This is a genomic window from Microvirga lotononidis (assembly GCF_034627025.1).
In the GTDB taxonomy this organism is placed as follows: Bacteria; Pseudomonadota; Alphaproteobacteria; order Rhizobiales; family Beijerinckiaceae; genus Microvirga; species Microvirga lotononidis.
The window spans coordinates 712,698-729,060 of the sequence record NZ_CP141050.1 but is presented as its reverse complement, the minus strand read 5'-3'; the positions used below and the strand labels follow the sequence as shown (position 1 = coordinate 729,060).

Below are 16,363 nucleotides of genomic sequence, written 5' to 3'. Positions count from 1 at the left end.
GGCGCGGGACTGATTAATGCGCAAGCAGCGCGCTTCTGCTCCTGATTGACGCGAGACGGTTTGATTGCCTGCGTCGCTCTATTTGGTTTCCGTTTCGCCGTATTTGCTTAACGGTCCAGCTACGGTGGGACATTTTAACTTTGCGCTGTGGAATCAAGCCGAAGTGCGACGGTTGGCGGGCATCGGTTCCCGGTCGGTCAGGGACTGCCGGGGCGGAGCTGATCAGGGTTGCACAGCTCCGGCAGTCCCGGATCCAGAGAACTCATCAGGACCTCTTTGGGTGTGCGATAGCCCAGGCACTTGCGCGGTGTCCCGTTGAGCCGATCACAGATCTCAAGCAGAGCCTCCTCGGGCAAAGTGGCAATGTCCGCGTCCCGTGCCAGAAAGCGCCGAACCCGGCCATTGGTGTTCTCGACCGTGCCTTTCTGCCAGGGGGCCTGTGGCTTGCAGAAATAGCTGTCCATGCCGAGCCTCTGCTTGAGCAACGGGTAATAGGCAAACTCCGTCCCGCGGTCGAACGTGATCGACAGACGCGCCGTCTCCGGCAGGACTTTCAGCTTCTCGATCATGCCGGTCATGACCCCTGTCGAGTTGCGATCTCGGTTGCGGGTCAGGATCGTGTAACGGCTCTGGCGCTCCGTAAGTGACGTAAGGTTGTGCTTGCCCAGCTCCTTGCGAAACATCATCAGATCGCCTTCCCAGTGACCAAAGCTGGTGCGGGCTGCGATCTCCGGTGGACGCTGCTCGATGGTGTTACTCGCCGGAATGAAAAGGCCGCGAGGTTTGCGCTGGTAGCGCACACGCCGCCGGCGCCGTGCCATGGGCAGATCCTGGTACAACCCGAGCTTTTGTCCTTGGGAGCTGTAGACGAACCGGTAGATCGTCTCGTGCGACAACCGTTCAGGAGCACCGGATGCCCGCAGACGGCCAGCAATCTGCTCTGGCGACCATCCAGCTTTGAGGCGATCCATGACATAGACCGCGAGCACCGGTTTGCGGGAGAGTTTGCCCAGACGCTGACGCCGGGCGCGGGCTTGCATGTCGGCGGCCACATGGAAATAGCCGCGATACAACGGCTCTTCATCGTGAACCCAGTTCCGCTTGATCTCCCGGTAGATGGTCGACCGATGACGCTGCAGGCGGTCAGCGATCACACTGATCGGGATCTTGGCCGCGTGCATGCGGGCGATCTCACGCCGTTCAGCCAGGCTCAGATGGATGTAGGGCAGGGTCATTCAGCCTCCGAGTGCAAATCCTTTGGTTGTAACGGGATTCGCACTTCAGAATAGAATCCACCCGCCTACATCCATAATTCGCATAACCAACATTTTGACAAGAAGTCTGTAACCGGTGCCGTGGCGGTGACCTCAGCATAGGTCCAGATTGACCAGTCCGTATCGTAGAGATCCAGGCCGAGAGCTGCCCGGGGTGAGATCGATGTTCGCTGCCCAATAGGGATTGAGCGTGCCGACATCCGCGAATAAGCTCCCGCCTAAGCGGACGACCGAACGCACGAGTGCGTAAATCGGTGCGCGATCGCCTTGCCATGCCCACAAGGTACGGGAGTACACCATTCGTCGGCGAGTACACCCGCTGTGGCGCCCAGCAAGCCTTCAAGGAAGCTGCATACAGCAAGCGGAAGGCACAACAGACACATTCATCGCGAAAGAACCCCTACAATCCACCGTTCCCCTTCGTACCGTGCCTTACGATCGAATTTGCCGAATTTGCGCTATTGCGTGATGTGGCTGAAACGTTAGTCTAGACATCCAGGGCGGACCTTCCAGCTTGTTCCTGGCTAGTCTTTCCGACAGGTACCGCGCCGCATCAGACCCAGATCGATAGGCCGAAGTGTTTCACAAACTCATCTTATAATCGGCGTCTTTCCCGGAAGGTATCGCATCGTGGAAACTAGGGCCCTGAAACAGATGGAGCTCCTGCATGCGGTGATGGACCGCATAATCCCCCGCGATCAAGATCCGTCGGCGACCGATCTTGGCGTAGATCGTTACGTCCTTCATCAATTTCAGACTGGTGCCGTTCCCGAAGCGGACAAGATCCTGGACGGCCTCGCGGCATTGGCCGAAGCGGCGCACATCCGACGCGGGCACATGTTTCAGGACCTGTCTGACGACGAGCAGGACCAAGTCCTGCGGGACGTAACCTCGGAGCCATGGTTCGGTGCGCTCACCGAGCTTGTGGCTGAAGGTTATTACGCGGATCCAGGCAATGACGGCAATGCAGGCGCACGGTCCTGGGTCATGATTGGCTACGAGCATCGCCTGCCGGAGGGGCCGAGTGGTCCTGCCACCGCGGAGGCTCCTGCCGAGGCAGCACGGACCCGCACGGGAGATGCGCCGGACGATATAGAAGGCCTGCGTCCGGGTGAGACGGCACAGGGGGCCCGGAGTGATGGCTGAGTACGACGCGATCGTTGTGGGCGCAGGCGCAGGGGGCGGCATCGTTGCGGCCGTTCTGGCTGAAGCCGGGAAACGGGTGCTTCTGATCGAACGTGGATTGGCCCGCACCTATGCGAATAGCGGCCGGCGGGATCACTTGAGGAACCATCGGCTCTCGACTTACGGCCACAACACGGGCCCCGACCTCGACGGCAATCCAAGGGTTTTCGTTGACCCGAGTGGAAACGAGAAGATCGTGCGTCCTCATGAGAACGGTTATCACGCCAATGCCGCCTGCCTGGGCAGCGGGACCTTCGTGTATGGCGGGATGGCCTGGCGCTTCCTGCCAGACGACTTTCGAATGGCATCACGGTATGGTGTGCCGGAAGGCTCGTCGCTGACGAATTGGCCAGTCTCCTACGATGACTTGGAGCCGTGGTACGACCGAGCCGAGTGGGACATCGGCGTCGCAGGGTCGAATGATGGCAATGCGCTCCAAGGCCCGCGCCGACGGGGCTATCCCATGCCGCCTGTCGCGCCTCAGGCCCCTGCCCCTGTGCTCAGGCGCGGAGCTGCCGCTCTCGGCTTGCCAACATTCGTGCCACCATTGCTGATCAACACCGTGCCCCGCGATGGTCGGGAGGCCTGCGTGCAATGCGGATCCTGCGTAGGCTTCCCCTGCCCAAGCAACGGCAAGAACGGGACTCAGAACACGGTCATTCCGCGGGCTCTTGCGACAGGCCTATGCAAACTCGTCACGGGCGCAGCGGTCGAGAATGTGGATACGGATGAGCGAGGTCACGTCATCGGCGTAACCTTCGTGGAGGACGGCGAGTCGGGGCCGCGGCGAACCACGGCGCGATCGAAAGCCGTCGTCCTGTCCTGCGGCGCGATCGAAACCGCGCGCCTTCTCCTGCTGTCAGCCTCGCGCATCCATCCGAAAGGACTTGGCAACGAGCGCGATCAGGTCGGCCGGCATCTCCAGGGTCACTACTACCCAACCGCATTCGGCCTGTTCGACGAGGAAGTACACGACCCCCGCGGCCCGGGGCTGACGACGGCGACCTGCGCGTACAACCATGGCAATGACGGCATCATCGGCGGCGCCATGCTGGCAGACGATTTCATCATGCTACCGATCATCTTCTGGAAACACGCCCTTCCACCCGACCTGCCCCGGTGGGGTGCAGAGGCGAAGGAATTCATGCGCAGGAATTTTCGACGGGTGACCCAGATCAAGGGGCCCGTGCACGAGATCCCTAACCCGGACTGCAGGGTCGAGCTCGACGGGCGGGTGAAGGACCGGCTCGGCTTGCCCGTCGCACGCCTTTCAGGCGTTGCCCATCCCGAGACGGTCAGGACAGCGCGGTTCATGCTGAACCGTGCCAAAGAGTGGCTCGAGGCCGCCGGCGCGGTCCGGACTTGGGGGGTGGACCCGAAGCCGAGGCTCTCCGCCCACCAGCATCAGGCCGGCACCTGCAGGATGGGCAACGATCCCCGGCTGTCTGTTACCGATCCCTGGGGCCGTGTCTGGGGGCACGACAATCTGTTCATCTCGGACGCGTCAATCCACCCGACTAATGGCGGGTTCAATCCTGTCCTAACGATCATGGCCCTCGCCTTCCGCAACGGCCACCACGTTGCAGCCTCGCTCTGAGCGCGGCCGCGTCAGGTCGACAAGCGGGAGCGTTCTACTGAGAACAATCCTAACTCGGCGCTCCATTCCATGTCGGCATCCAGCGGGTAGACGGGCCGGATTACCTGCGAATAGGGAAGCCGGCGATAGTCCAGATCGCCGAGGCCCTCGCTGATCAGGCAGATATGCCGGTGCGCAACATCCTCGATCTGCGGATGAAGGTAGCCGAGCTTGACCACATAGATTTTGTGCTCTGTCGGACTGATGCCCATGGCCTTGAAGTGACCGAGGCCCGTGAGACCAACCCGCGCCGCATGAAACGTTGCAATCACGCCGTCGATCCGCACCCGACACCACGGTGCCTGCGATCCGCGCAGATCCGGATAGCTGCTCGTATCGAGCGACTCGCCGTAGGCCTCAATGATGGCGTCGACCGATCTGGGCTTTTGGGTGGCCGTTACATGCCGGCCGAGATCGAGGCGCACCTGCGATCCGGCGCGGCCATTCCTGCAGGCTTCCACGATGTCCGGCGCATAGATGCCGCCGACCACGATATCGCTCAGACCGAGGTCGAGAGCCTCCTGGAGCACGAAGGTAAGGTCCCCACCCGCCCCCGCCGTGACGTTGTCACCGGAATCGCTCAGATACACCGGCCCGCAGTCCGCTTCTGCCGCGCGGACAAGCCCTTCTCGGACGCCTGCTGTTTCCATGTAGAGAGCAAAACCCTTTCGGTGCGCCCAGACCTCCTCAGCAAGTTCTTTTGCATAGCGGACCGCGAGTTCCTGATCGCCCTCGCTGACGACGACTACCTCCATGCCGGCCCAAGGTCGGTCGTTCCATCCAAAACCGATGAAGAGATGCGCCTCCATGACGCCGGGACGCGCATCGTACTCGGCGAGCTTTGCGAACAGTTCCTTCGTGGGTGAGTAGGCCGTCATGGCCATTTCGCCCGGAATCAGAATGGGAATGCGAACCGCGGCCTTTTTGGGAGATAGGCCCTCCTTCATGACCCTGATGAGTTGATCGGCCGCCCGATAGCTTGTTTCGAAGTAATCCCGGTGCGGAGCCGTTCGAAGGCAGCTCAGAACCGTGATTGCATCGAGGATTTCCGGCGTGACCTGTCCGTGCATGTCGAACGGCACGGCAATTGGGGCTTCAGGGCCGATAAGGGCCCTGATAGCGAGGATATAATCAGTGTCGCCGTGGATGTTAAAGCCATCCACCTCCGCAGCGCCGTGATTAAGGACAACGATCCCGTCGAACGGGCCCTGTTCTTTCAGAAGAACGAGCGACTCGCTCTTGATCGCCTCGTAAAAGGATCGCTCAAAGGGTCCCCCAGGCAAAGTTCGCGCGATCAGAAGGGGCACGGCCTCGAAGCCCTCCTCCTCGTCAAGGCGGGCAAGTGCTCCTGACACGGGGGAGTAAGACACCTGACGCATCTCCCCGCCCCGATGAATTTGGGTCGTCGACGGATCGGTGAGGAAGGGGCACGAGATCATAGCCTCATGTCGAAAGCCGATCAGCGCAACACGTTTGGACGACATAACTGACGCTCCTAGATTCACTAGACCACGACCGCAGCTTGTTCAGATGCAGCCTCGATTAAACCGCAGGATGAAGGTCGATCCATCATACGCCTGCAGAACAGGCGGAACCGACGCCGGATCTGCGTATTGACGCGCCGCGCCGCTGCCTGTTTTGCATGCGCAGCCTGCCGCGTGAGCAGTCATTGGGATGGGAATTTGGGCGAATGCCAAAATGGGCCTGGACACGTGATTGACAACCTCCAAAAACGAAGCCTATTATTTTTTCTGACACTCGCACAAGATAATAAAAACCAAGTAAATCGGGGTAATCGATCAACCGCTCCATGATTTCCCAGGGGAAAGGGAGAACATCAGTGTTTTGGAATACGACACGTCGAGTAATGTGCCTCGCTCTCGGATTGACCCTGATGGCTCCCATCGCCCAAGCCGGGCAGGTACCCGAGTTCTGGCACTATATGGGCGCCGGCGGCGAGTATCAGGCCGTGAAGGCCATGGTAGCCGAGGTGAACAAGCAATACCCTGCTACGCCCATCACCGAGCGCGTGATCCCAGGACATGCCGCCGGGTTGCGTCAGCAGATTCAGGTCTCCCTCATGGGCGGCGACCCGCCGGCCGTCTATCAGGTGGATATCGGCGTGGAGATCAGCCTCGTGGCGAAGGCTGGCCGCGCGCTCGACATTGAGGATGTCTGGAAGGACATCGACGGCGACCGCATCTTCCCAGAAGGTCTCCGACGGATCATTACGTTCGAAGGGAAGCATGTCGCGATCCCGATCGACATGAGCATCGTCAATAACGTTTTTTACAACAAGTCTGTCTTCGAGAAGCTGGGGCTCACACCACCGAAGACTTGGGAAGAGTGGGATGCGGTCTGCGCAAAACTGAAGGCCAATAACATCGGCTGCCTCGCCAATGCGTCGAGCGGGCCGTGGAGCTTCTACAACATGTATCCGGCCCTGCTGGAGACGCTCGGCACGGACGGATATTGGAAGTTCGCGCGCGGTGAAATTTCCCTCAAAAGCCCTGAATTCCGACAGGCTCTGGAATTGTATCGGAAGAGGTTCGCGCAGAACTACGTCGCCAATTGGACCGGCGCGAAATGGTCGGACGGTGCGGATCAACTCATGCGCGGCAATGTCGGCATGTACATGGTCGGCGACTGGGCATCGGGCTACATGAAGGAGCGTGGGTTCAAGCCTGGAATCGACTACGATTTCTTTGCAGCCCCCGGAACGGAGAAGATCTCGATCTTCCAAGCCGACACGGTCGTGGCCCTCAAGGGCGAATTGGCGCCAGCCGCCAAGAACTTCATGAAGGGGGTCGCCAGCCCGCCTGCGCAGGCTGCCTTCAACAAGCTAAAGGGAGCATTGGCGCCCAACACCCAAACGCCGACAGACATCTACGATCCAATCCAGAAGAAGGAGTTCGAGAAGCTGAACGCGGCTGGCAACACGACGCTCCCCAATCTGATTATTCTGATGCCCGTCGATTACCGGACAGCACTTCGGACGGAGATCGAACGATTTGCGTCGAACCCGACGGATGAAGCGCTCAATGCCGTCATCGAGAAGATGGAGCCGCAACGTCTTCAGGCTGAAAAAGGCAATCTCTTCGTCAAGTGGTAATCCAATGACTCAGGCGGGCCCCAGCGAGGAGCAGCGGTGGAATTGCCGCTGCTCCGCCTGCAGAATGCAGGAACGTGCCCTGCGAGGTCCAAGTCCCTTCCTCAGGATCGATCGTGCTGTTCGATGAGCTTCGATGTCAGTGTTTCCGAACCCGGCCGGAGTGAGTCTGCTTTGACCCTCCCACCAACCGATTCATCCCCGTCACGGAATTCGAAATCCGCCTGGCCGACGCTCGCGGGTCGCTTGACCTACAAGCAGCAGCGTACGCTGACGTACACCCTCTTCCTGCTTGTTCCCGTCGTTCTTTTCCTGGGCGCCTTCGTCTATCCCATTATCGACACGATCATTCTGTCTTTTCATGAATGGGACGGCATCTCCCCGGAGCGGACCTTCGTCGGGCTGGAGAACTACAGAACGCTGTTCGGTCTCGAGCGGTTTCACCATGCCCTGGCCAATAACCTGAGGTGGCTGGCCTTCTATCTCGTGGTTCCCACCCTGGCCGGACTTGGGCTAGCGCTGCTGCTCGATTCCGACGTCCGTGGGACTTACCTGTTCCGGACGATCTTCTTCATTCCCTTCACGATCACGACCGTGGCTGTCGCCTCCGCTTGGCGTTGGCTCTACGAGCCGACGGCGGGCATGTTCACGACGGTTCTGACGGCCCTCGGCCTCGCGCGATACAATCAGAACTGGCTCGGCGATCCCGAGATTGTGACCTATTCGATCATGGCCGCGAAGCTCTGGGCTTGGAGTGGCTTCACGTTTCTCATCTACTTCTCTGGCCTGCGGAACCTGCCGGCGGAATACATCGAGGCGGCGCGCATCGACGGGGCCTCTCCCTTGACCATTCTGCTACGGATCAAGCTGCCGCTCCTGTGGCCGTCGACGATCGTGGTCCTGGGCATCGCAGGCGTCGATTCCATGCGCGTCTTCGACATCGTGTGGTCGATGACGCAAGGCGGACCCTTCGAGTCGTCGAGCGTACTTGCGGTAGCCATGTACGAGACATCGTTCGCCCGCTACCTCATGGGACTGGGCGCAGCCTTTGCTGTCGCTCTCCTGATGCTCGCGGCCGTGGTAGTCATGCCTTACATCTACTATCTCTCATCGCGCGTAGAGGACATCCGAGAGTGAGTGCCCGTCGCCTTTCCCGGCGCAGCATTCTACGCGCTGCCCGGTATGCCCTCCTGATCGCCCTAGCGATTGCATTCCTGATGCCGCTCCTCGTGGCGCTCAACGCCTCGTTGAAGCCACCGTCGGAAATCTCCGCCTCCATGAGCCTTCCCTCGCAGCTCTACCTCGACAATTACGTGGAAGGCTGGGAGCGGATCGGGCGTGGCGTTCTCAACAGCTTCATGATCACCGTACCGGCCGTGGTTCTATCGGTCTTCGTGGGATGCCTGGCGGCCTATCCGCTGTCCCAGCTGAAGATTCCCGGAGGCCGCGCCGTCTATATGATCCTGCTTGCCGGCATGCTGGTGCCCTATCAGGCCGTGCAGATTCCGCTCTTCCTCATTATGCGCAACCTCGGGCTCTACAACACGATCCCGGGCATGTGGCTGGTCCATACAGCCTATGCGATTCCATTCTGCACCTTCTTCATGCGCAATTTCTTCATCACCGTCCCGCGATCGATGTTCGAGGCGGCGCAGCTCGACGGCTGCGGACCGGCGGGCTACTTCTTCAAGATCCTGTTGCCGGCATCAATTTCCGGCATCGCGGCTCTCTCTATTGTCCAGAGCCGTTCGATCTGGAACGACCTGTTCTTCGGTCTGACCATCACCAACAACGTGCGCACGAATCCGGCTCCGGTGGCGCTCTACTCGATGATCGGCGGAATGGACGTGGACGAGGGGCCGGTCATGGCGGCGACCATCATCTCCATTCTGCCGATGATGATCGCATTCCTGCTATTTCAGAAGGCGTTCACCCGCGGCCTGCTCGGCGGAAGCTCCAAATGAGTGAATCCTTCTACCTCGATCCCTGGTCCGGAGGACGCTGACGTGCACCCTTCCGTGGTCCGCCAGATCCACGCGTCGCGCATCTTCCACGCGATCCGACTGTACCCGTTCATGTCCCAGAGGGAAATTGCCGAGAGAGTCGAGGCCGACAAGTCGACGGTGTCGGCCATCGTGCGCGAATTCGAGGCCAGCGGGCTCGTCGAGCGCACGCGAGGCCCCGGCACCGGGCCGGGACGCCCCGGTGAGCGCATCTCCCTCTCGCCGCACGGCGGGCTGCTGATCGGCGTCCATCCCCGCCCCAGCGAAATTCGGTTCGTCGCCGCAGGCCTCGACGGCAATCCCCTGGGAACGCTCTCCCGCCCGATGCCGTCCGCCGCCGCTGACCTGTCGCAGGCGGTGTCCCTCGGCATTCAGGATCTGACCGGTGAGATCGGGCGCCGTCCGATGGACATCCGCGCCATCGGAGTGTCGATCTCCGGCCTCGTCGACACGGAAGGTCACCTCGCCCAGTCGCCGAACCTGGGATGGCACGACGTCCCGCTGCGCAAGCTTCTGCGAAAGACGGTCAAGCACCCCCTCTATATCGGCAACAACAGCAATTCAGCTGCTATTGCCGAGCAGATGTTCGGCCACGGGACTGAGACGGACAACTTCCTGTACGTGGAAAGCGGTTCCGGTGTCGGCGGCGGCCTCATCCTCGACGGATCGCTCTACCGCGGCGCGGCCGGTTTCTCGGGCGAGATCGGCCATATCAAAGTCGTCCCCGGCGGGCGCCCCTGCCGCTGCGGCAGCAGCGGCTGTCTCTCGGCCTACGTGGCCGATCACGCCATCCTCCGGCAGCTGCAGCACGATGGCGTCGACATTCATACGCCCGCCGAGATCCTAGCCCGGGCCGAGGCGGGCGATAAGGTTACTCTGGCGACATTGGAAGAAGCCGGAAACCATCTGGGCCTCGCCCTCGCTAATCTGGTGAACCTGCTCAATCCGCCCCTGATCGTTCTCGGCGGCGGCCTTGCACGCTTCGCCCCGCACATCATGCCAAGCCTGCGCCAGACACTCAGCGCCATGTCGATGCCGGCGCCATTACGTGCCTGTTCGATCGAGGTCTCCACCGTGAGTCTCGAGCCGATCCCCAGGGGCGGCATCGCCCTCGCCCTCGAAGGCTGCACCAGCCTGGCTGCGAGCGAGGACACGCCATGGTGATGGCCACCTCCTCTTCCATCTGCTCCCGGCCGTCTGCTGGTTCCCAGCGTGCTCTTCAATCCATTGCTATCAACTTTCTGAGGATGCCTTTGCCATGACGATTCAACTCCGCTCCGTCGATGTTCCGGATTTCGGGATCCCCCTGGACCAGCCGGCCATTCCGGCAGCGACCTTCGAGGCCCGGTGCCGATCGGCCTACGAGCGGGCGGGCTGCGGCTGGGTCGTGGTCTACGCCGACCGGGAGCACTTCGCCAATATCGCCTTCATGTCGGGCTTCGAACCGCGTTTCGAGGAAGCCCTGCTTTTGCTGGGTCCTAAGGACCGCCGGATCCTTGTGGTCGGGAACGAGAATCTGAGCTACGCGCCCGTCGCCGGTCTCCCGGGCCTCGAGGTCGTTCTCAGCCAATCCTTGAGCCTCATGGCTCAGGACCGAACGCAGAAACCCAGCCTCGCGGCGGTGCTGCGGGATTGCGGCCTGGGCGCCGGACAGACCATCGGCCTCGTTGGCTGGAAATATTTCGAGGCCGAGGAATGGGACGATCCGGTGCCGGGCTTTTTCGTGCCGGCCTTTCTCGTCGCCGTGCTAACCCGGATCGCTGGCGACGCGGCGGCCATCCGCGACGTCACCCCGGTCCTCATGCACCCGGGTACGGGCCTGCGCGCCGTCGTGGATGCGGACCAGATCGCGTCCTACGAATGGGCTGCGGCCCGGGCCTCGGCAGCGCTCTGGCGGATCGTAAGGGGCGTCCGGGAAGGCGACAGCGAACTCGAAGCGGCCTCCCGCATGGGCTATGCGGGCGAGGCCCTCAACTGCCACATGATGCTGGCCTCCAGCGACGCCTCCGCGCCGGTGATCGGCCTGCGCGGCCCGACGGCCCGCATCCTGCGCCGGGGCGACGGCGTCTCATCGGCCGTCAGCTATTGGGGTGGGCTCTCCTCGCGGGCCGGATTGATCGCGGACCGGGACGATGCCTTCCTCGAGACCGCCAAGGCCTATTTCGAGGGTCTGATCGCCTGGTACGAGACTGCCGATATCAGTGTGCCGGGCGGCGCGATCTTCGATCGGGTGGTGGAAACGCTTGCCAAAGGCAACCTGCGCTCCGCTCTCAATCCCGGGCACCTGACCGGTCACGACGAATGGGTGCACAGTCCGGTCCGTCCGAACTCCACGGATACCATCGCGTCTGGAATGCCCTTCCAGGTCGATATCATTCCGGTTCCCATGCCGGATGGCTGGTCCCTCAATTGCGAGGATGCCGTCACCTTCGCGAACGAGGACTTGCGGAACGATCTCCGCACCCGCCACCCGCAGGTCTTCGAGCGCATCGAGGCCCGTCGCGCCTTCGTGCGGGACAGGATCGGCGTCGAGATCCGGGACAGCATCCTTCCGATGTCGTCGACCCCGCTCTGCCTCCCGCCGTTCTGGCTCGACTCCGATAAGCTGCTCGTGCGCGGCTGACGGGCATCCTGGACACCCGAAACCCGAAGGAGAACGGATCATGGCACGCGTGTCGCTCCGAAAAGTCACCAAAGCCTACGAGGCGTTTCCGGCGGTTCACGGCATCGATCTCGAGATCGAGGAGAACGAGTTCGTCGTTCTCGTCGGACCGTCGGGCTGCGGCAAGTCGACGACCCTGCGCATGCTCGCGGGCCTGGAGGACATCACCAGCGGCGAGATCTGGATCGGTGACCGGCTGGTCAACGACGTCGAACCGGGCGCCCGTGACATCGCGATGGTATTCCAGAACTACGCCCTCTACCCACACATGACGGTCAAGCAGAACATCGAGTTCGGTCTGAAGCAGCGCCGGTTCCCGAAGGCGGAGATCGAACGCCGGGTGGCGGATGCGGCGAGGATGCTCGACATCACGCCTCTCCTTGACCGCAAGCCGCGGGCGCTTTCTGGCAGCCAGCGCCAGCGTGTCGCTATGGGCCGTGCCATGGTGCGCAGCCCGGAGGTGTTTCTGTTCGACGAGCCCCTGTCCAATCTCGACGCGAAGCTGCGCGTGCAGATGCGCACCGAGATCAAGCGTCTTCACCAGACTATTCCTACGACCACGGTCTACGTGACCCATGATCAGGTCGAAGCCATGACCCTGGCAGACCGGGTGGTCGTGATGAACAAAGGGCTGATCGAGCAGATCGACGAGCCACAGACGCTCTATCACCGTCCGTCGAGCCGATTCGTGGCCGGCTTCATCGGCTCGCCTGCCATGAACTTCTTTGACGGGCGCCTCGAAGGAACGGAGCAAGGGCTCCAGATACGCCTCGCCGATGGCACCGCGCTGCCGGTCCCGGCGGCGCGTGCGGAGGCCTATGGGACCTATCGCGACCAGTCCATCACTCTCGGGCTACGACCGGAGCATCTGACGGCAGCGCTGGGCAAGCCCGGCAGCGCGCCGCTGACGGTGGTCGTGGATGTGGTCGAGCCCCTCGGTATCGAAGTGCTCGTCTATTTCTCCCTCGGTGGCGAACTCTACTGCGCCCGGCTCGATGCGGAGGCGCGCGTCGCCCCGGGCGAGTCGGTCCAGTTGTGGGCCGACATGAATCACATGCATCTCATCGATCCCACCAGCGGACGCGTCGTGTACTGATGGGCAAGCGGGAGCGAGACTGAAATCCATGAAAGCGACCGACCGCCGCCTGTTGGGCTCCACAGGCATGGAATGCACGGTGCTGGGCTTTGGCACATCACCTATCGGCAATCTGTTCCGGGCCATTCCGGAACAAGAGGCGCAAGCCATGCTCGATCGGGCGTGGGACACCGGACTTCGCGTCTTCGACACATCTCCTGCCTATGGAAACGGCTTGAGCGAGCTGCGCACCGGCCACAGCCTGCGCAAGCGTCCCCGTGAAGAATTCCTACTCGCCACGAAAGTAGGACGCCTGCTCAAGCCGACGCGGGAGCCCGTGGATGGCGGCAGATGCGTCGACATCCCGCCGTTCCGGCTGGTTCTAGACTACGGCTATGACGCGGCCATGCGATCCGTCGAGGACAGTCTGCAGCGCCTCGGTGCGAGCCATATCGACGTCGCTCTCATTCACGATGTCGACACCCCGAATTTCGGGCCCGAACTCCAGAAGGTTCATTTCAAGACGGCCATGGACGGGGCCTTCCGCGCCCTCTCCGATCTTCGCTCCCAGGGCGTGGTCGGGGCGGTCGGGCTTGGCGTGAACGAATGGCAGGTCTGCTACGACGCCCTCGGCCATGGAGATTTCGACTGCTTCCTCCTTGCCGGACGATATACGCTGCTGGAGCAGGAACCGATCGAGAAGTTTCTCCCCCTCTGCCTGGAGCGGAACGTGTCGCTCCTCATCGGCGGCGCCTTCAATGGCGGCATTCTGGCCACTGGGCCGGCTCCGGGAGCGAAGTACAACTACAAACCAGCGCCCGAAGCGATCCAGGAACGAACTGCAAGGATTAAGGCCGTCTGCGATCGTTACCATGTCGCCCTGCCAGCCGTCGCTCTCCAGTTCCCCCTCGGCCATCCGAGCGTGGCATCCGTGCTGCTCGGAACCCGGACCGTGAGCCAGCTCGATCTGAACATCGGATGGTTCGAAACGCCTGTTCCGGCGGATCTGTGGGAAGAACTGAAGCGCGAGGGGCTGCTGCATACCGAGGCGCCGGCGCCTCGTCTGGCTGCCTAGTGGGAGAACGTCATGGGACTGACCTCCACCCATTGGGGTGTCTACCGGATCCGCAAGTCGGAGGGACGTCTCGTCGGTCTCGATCCTGTCGAATGGGACCGAGACCCATCACCGCTCGGGCGATCCATGCCAGAGGGCGTGCGCGCTCCATCCCGCATCGCCCGTCCGGCCATCCGTGAAGGCTTCCTAAAGAATCGGGGAGCTTCCCGTGAAGGCCGCGGCAGCGAACCGTTCGTCGAAGTCGGGTGGGACGAAGCCTTCGATATCGTTGCCGAGGAGCTGCAGCGGGTCCGGAGAGATTTCGGGAACGAGGCGATCTATGGCGGGTCTTATGGTTGGTCGAGCGCGGGCCGCTTTCATCATGCACAGAGCCAGCTCAACCGCTTCCTGCGGCTGATCGGCGGCTATACCGACAGCGTCGACAGCTACAGCCTCGGCGCGGCTCGGGTTATTCTCCGCCATGTGGTGGCGCCCTGGGAGGATCTCGTCCTTTCGCATACGGGTTGGCAAACCCTTGAACAGAACACCGAGCTGTTCATGGCCTTCGGGGGATTGCCCGGCAAGAACACCCAGGTGAATCCCGGCGGCGCCAGCGAGCATATCGTTCGGCCGGCCCTTGCCCGGATGGCGGCCGCAGGCGTCCATTTCGTCAATGTAAGTCCCGTCCGCGCAGATCTTGGCGACGTGGCCCAAGCCGAGTGGGTGCCGGTCCGGCCGGGCTCGGATACGGCCCTCATGCTGGGGCTGGCCCATGTGCTGGTGACGGAGACCCTGTACGATCGCGACTTCATCGAGCGGTATGCGGTCGGGTTCGAAACCTTCCGTGACTACCTTCTCGGACACAGCGATGGCATCGCGAAGGATGCCGACTGGGCAGCGGTCCTGACGGACATTCCCGCCGGACGCATCCGTGATCTGGCGCGCGCGATGGCATCCCGCCGGACGATGATCAACGTCGCGTGGTCCCTCCAGCGCGCCGAGCACGGCGAGCAGCCGTATTGGATGGGGATCACGCTGGCGGCCCTCCTCGGCCAGATCGGTCTGCCGGGTGGCGGGTTCGGTGTCGGGTATGCCTGCATGAACAGCGTGGGAGCCGGCCGTTATCCCTTCTCCGGGCCGCGCCTGCCCCAGGGCACCAATCCGCTCGCGTCGTTCATACCGGTCGCGCGTGTGGCCGACATGTTCCTGAACCCAGGCCAGCCCTACGACTATGACGGAAAATCCTATCGGTACCCCAATATCCGCCTGGTCTATTGGGCCGGCGGCAATATCTTCCATCACCATCAGGACATCAACAAACTCATCCGGGCCTGGCGCAGGCCCGAGGTGACCATCGTGCATGACGCCTTCTGGACGGCCCATGCCAAATTCTCCGACATCGTGCTCCCCGCCACTACGACGCTGGAGCGCAATGACATCGGAAGCGCCTCCCTCGACCGGTTCATGATCGCCATGCAGAAGGCCGTGGAGCCTTTTGCCGAAGCCCGCGACGATTACGCGATCTTCAGCGGCATCGCTGCACGGCTAGGACTCGAGGAGGCCTTCACGGAAGGACGCACGCCGGAGCAATGGCTGCGCGTGCTCTATGAGGAATCGCGTCCGCGCGCGGAGACGTTCGGAATCGAACTTCCGGACTTCGACACGTTCTGGCGCGAAGGGTTCGTGGATCTGCCGAGACCGCGCACCGACTCGCTCATGCTCGACGATTTCCGCCGCGATCCCGATCGCCATCCCCTCAAGACCCCATCCGGCCGCCTGGAGATCACCTCCCAGGCCATCGGGAGCTTCGGGTATCGAGAGATTCCGGCTCATCCCGCCTGGCAGCCTCCTGCCGAGTGGCTCGGATCGGCGACGGCTGCACGCTATCCCCTCCATCTCCTCTCCAATCAACCGCGCACCCGCCTTCACAGTCAGTTCGACCATGGCGCCGTGAGCCGGGAATCGAAGATTCAAGGCCGTGAACCGCTCACCATGAACCCGGCCGACGCTGCGGCGCGGGGATTGACGCCGGGCGCCGTCGTGCGCGTCTACAACGACCGGGGCGCCTTTCTGGCGGGACTGGCCGTGAGCGACGATATCCGGCCGGGCGTGGCCCAGATCGCCACCGGTGCCTGGTACGATCCAGTCGAGCGCGGCACCGTCGGCAGTCTGGACGCGCACGGCAATCCGAACCTCGTCACGCAGGACGTGGGAGCCTCCCGGCTCAGCCAGGGCTGCGCGGCGCAGAGTGTCCTTGTCCAGGTCGAAGGTTTCGAGGGTCCGCTTCCCCCCATCACGGCCTTCGACCCGCCACCCTTCATCCAGCCGGATCTCTCCGGCATTCCGTCAACCGACAGAACGTAAA

Annotated in this window: 12 protein-coding genes; 10 read left to right on the top strand and 2 right to left on the bottom strand. The window is 62.3% G+C overall.

Going from position 1 to position 16,363, the window contains the following annotated elements; translation table 11 throughout:
* Nucleotides 1–197: 197 nt before the first annotated feature.
* Complete coding sequence (locus U0023_RS33145) at nucleotides 198–1,235, bottom strand: IS30 family transposase (protein WP_009762513.1); 1,038 nt, start codon at nucleotides 1,233–1,235, stop codon at nucleotides 198–200.
* A gap of 714 nt (nucleotides 1,236–1,949) precedes the next feature.
* Here U0023_RS33145 and U0023_RS33140 point away from each other — a divergent pair.
* Entirely contained in the window at nucleotides 1,950–2,420 is a 471-nt protein-coding gene (locus U0023_RS33140; RefSeq protein WP_195904164.1) for a gluconate 2-dehydrogenase subunit 3 family protein, read from the top strand.
* Complete coding sequence (locus U0023_RS33135) at nucleotides 2,413–4,056, top strand: GMC family oxidoreductase (RefSeq protein WP_009489791.1); 1,644 nt, start codon at nucleotides 2,413–2,415, stop codon at nucleotides 4,054–4,056. The genes U0023_RS33140 and U0023_RS33135 overlap by 8 nt, the downstream gene beginning before the upstream one ends.
* An 11-nt stretch (nucleotides 4,057–4,067) precedes the next feature.
* On the opposite strand, the gene U0023_RS33130 is transcribed toward U0023_RS33135, so the two are convergent.
* Entirely contained in the window at nucleotides 4,068–5,579 is a 1,512-nt protein-coding gene (locus U0023_RS33130; protein ID WP_009489790.1) for a M81 family metallopeptidase, read from the bottom strand.
* 410 nt (nucleotides 5,580–5,989) lie between these two features.
* On the opposite strand from U0023_RS33130, the gene U0023_RS33125 reads away from it, so the two are divergent.
* The 8 genes from U0023_RS33125 (at nucleotide 5,990) to U0023_RS33090 (ending at nucleotide 16,362) form a co-directional block, all read left to right on the top strand.
* On the top strand, nucleotides 5,990–7,207 hold the full coding sequence (locus U0023_RS33125; protein WP_009489789.1) for an ABC transporter substrate-binding protein: 1,218 nt from the start codon (nucleotides 5,990–5,992) through the stop codon (nucleotides 7,205–7,207).
* A gap of 243 nt (nucleotides 7,208–7,450) precedes the next feature.
* Nucleotides 7,451–8,341 carry a carbohydrate ABC transporter permease gene (locus tag U0023_RS33120; RefSeq protein ID WP_040638068.1) on the top strand — a complete coding sequence of 297 codons (891 nt, stop codon included), beginning with the start codon at nucleotides 7,451–7,453 and terminating at the stop codon, nucleotides 8,339–8,341.
* A complete protein-coding gene (locus U0023_RS33115) occupies nucleotides 8,338–9,168 on the top strand; it encodes a carbohydrate ABC transporter permease (protein WP_009489787.1) in 831 nt (276 codons plus the stop codon). The genes U0023_RS33120 and U0023_RS33115 overlap by 4 nt, the downstream gene beginning before the upstream one ends.
* 42 nt (nucleotides 9,169–9,210) lie before the next feature.
* The gene (locus U0023_RS33110; RefSeq protein ID WP_009489786.1) at nucleotides 9,211–10,371 is read left to right on the top strand and encodes an ROK family transcriptional regulator; all 1,161 of its coding nucleotides are present in this window, start codon (nucleotides 9,211–9,213) and stop codon (nucleotides 10,369–10,371) included.
* A gap of 94 nt (nucleotides 10,372–10,465) precedes the next feature.
* Nucleotides 10,466–11,830 carry a M24 family metallopeptidase gene (locus U0023_RS33105; protein ID WP_009489785.1) on the top strand — a complete coding sequence of 455 codons (1,365 nt, stop codon included), beginning with the start codon at nucleotides 10,466–10,468 and terminating at the stop codon, nucleotides 11,828–11,830.
* A gap of 40 nt (nucleotides 11,831–11,870) precedes the next feature.
* Nucleotides 11,871–12,965 carry an ABC transporter ATP-binding protein gene (locus U0023_RS33100; RefSeq protein WP_009489784.1) on the top strand — a complete coding sequence of 365 codons (1,095 nt, stop codon included), beginning with the start codon at nucleotides 11,871–11,873 and terminating at the stop codon, nucleotides 12,963–12,965.
* Between the two features lie 28 nt (nucleotides 12,966–12,993).
* Nucleotides 12,994–14,019, top strand: a complete 1,026-nt coding sequence (locus tag U0023_RS33095) for an aldo/keto reductase (RefSeq protein WP_009489783.1) — start codon at nucleotides 12,994–12,996, stop codon at nucleotides 14,017–14,019.
* Nucleotides 14,020–14,031: 12 nt separating this feature from the next.
* Nucleotides 14,032–16,362 (top strand): molybdopterin guanine dinucleotide-containing S/N-oxide reductase, encoded by a 2,331-nt coding sequence (locus U0023_RS33090; protein WP_009489782.1) that lies wholly within the window; start codon nucleotides 14,032–14,034, stop codon nucleotides 16,360–16,362.
* Nucleotide 16,363: the final 1 nt, after the last annotated feature.

Bases quoted from the DNA above. Each gene is read 5' to 3' on its own strand.
- U0023_RS33140 (WP_195904164.1), top strand. From the start codon at position 1,950: ATGGACCGCATAATCCCCCGCGATCAAGATCCGTCGGCGACCGATCTT.
- U0023_RS33105 (WP_009489785.1), top strand. From the start codon at position 10,466: ATGACGATTCAACTCCGCTCCGTCGATGTTCCGGATTTCGGGATCCCC.
- U0023_RS33125 (WP_009489789.1), top strand. From the start codon at position 5,990: ATGGCTCCCATCGCCCAAGCCGGGCAGGTACCCGAGTTCTGGCACTAT.
- U0023_RS33145 (WP_009762513.1), bottom strand. From the start codon at position 1,235: ATGACCCTGCCCTACATCCATCTGAGCCTGGCTGAACGGCGTGAGATC.
- U0023_RS33090 (WP_009489782.1), top strand. From the start codon at position 14,032: ATGGGACTGACCTCCACCCATTGGGGTGTCTACCGGATCCGCAAGTCG.
- U0023_RS33135 (WP_009489791.1), top strand. From the start codon at position 2,413: ATGGCTGAGTACGACGCGATCGTTGTGGGCGCAGGCGCAGGGGGCGGC.
- U0023_RS33130 (WP_009489790.1), bottom strand. From the start codon at position 5,579: ATGTCGTCCAAACGTGTTGCGCTGATCGGCTTTCGACATGAGGCTATG.
- U0023_RS33100 (WP_009489784.1), top strand. From the start codon at position 11,871: ATGGCACGCGTGTCGCTCCGAAAAGTCACCAAAGCCTACGAGGCGTTT.
- U0023_RS33095 (WP_009489783.1), top strand. From the start codon at position 12,994: ATGAAAGCGACCGACCGCCGCCTGTTGGGCTCCACAGGCATGGAATGC.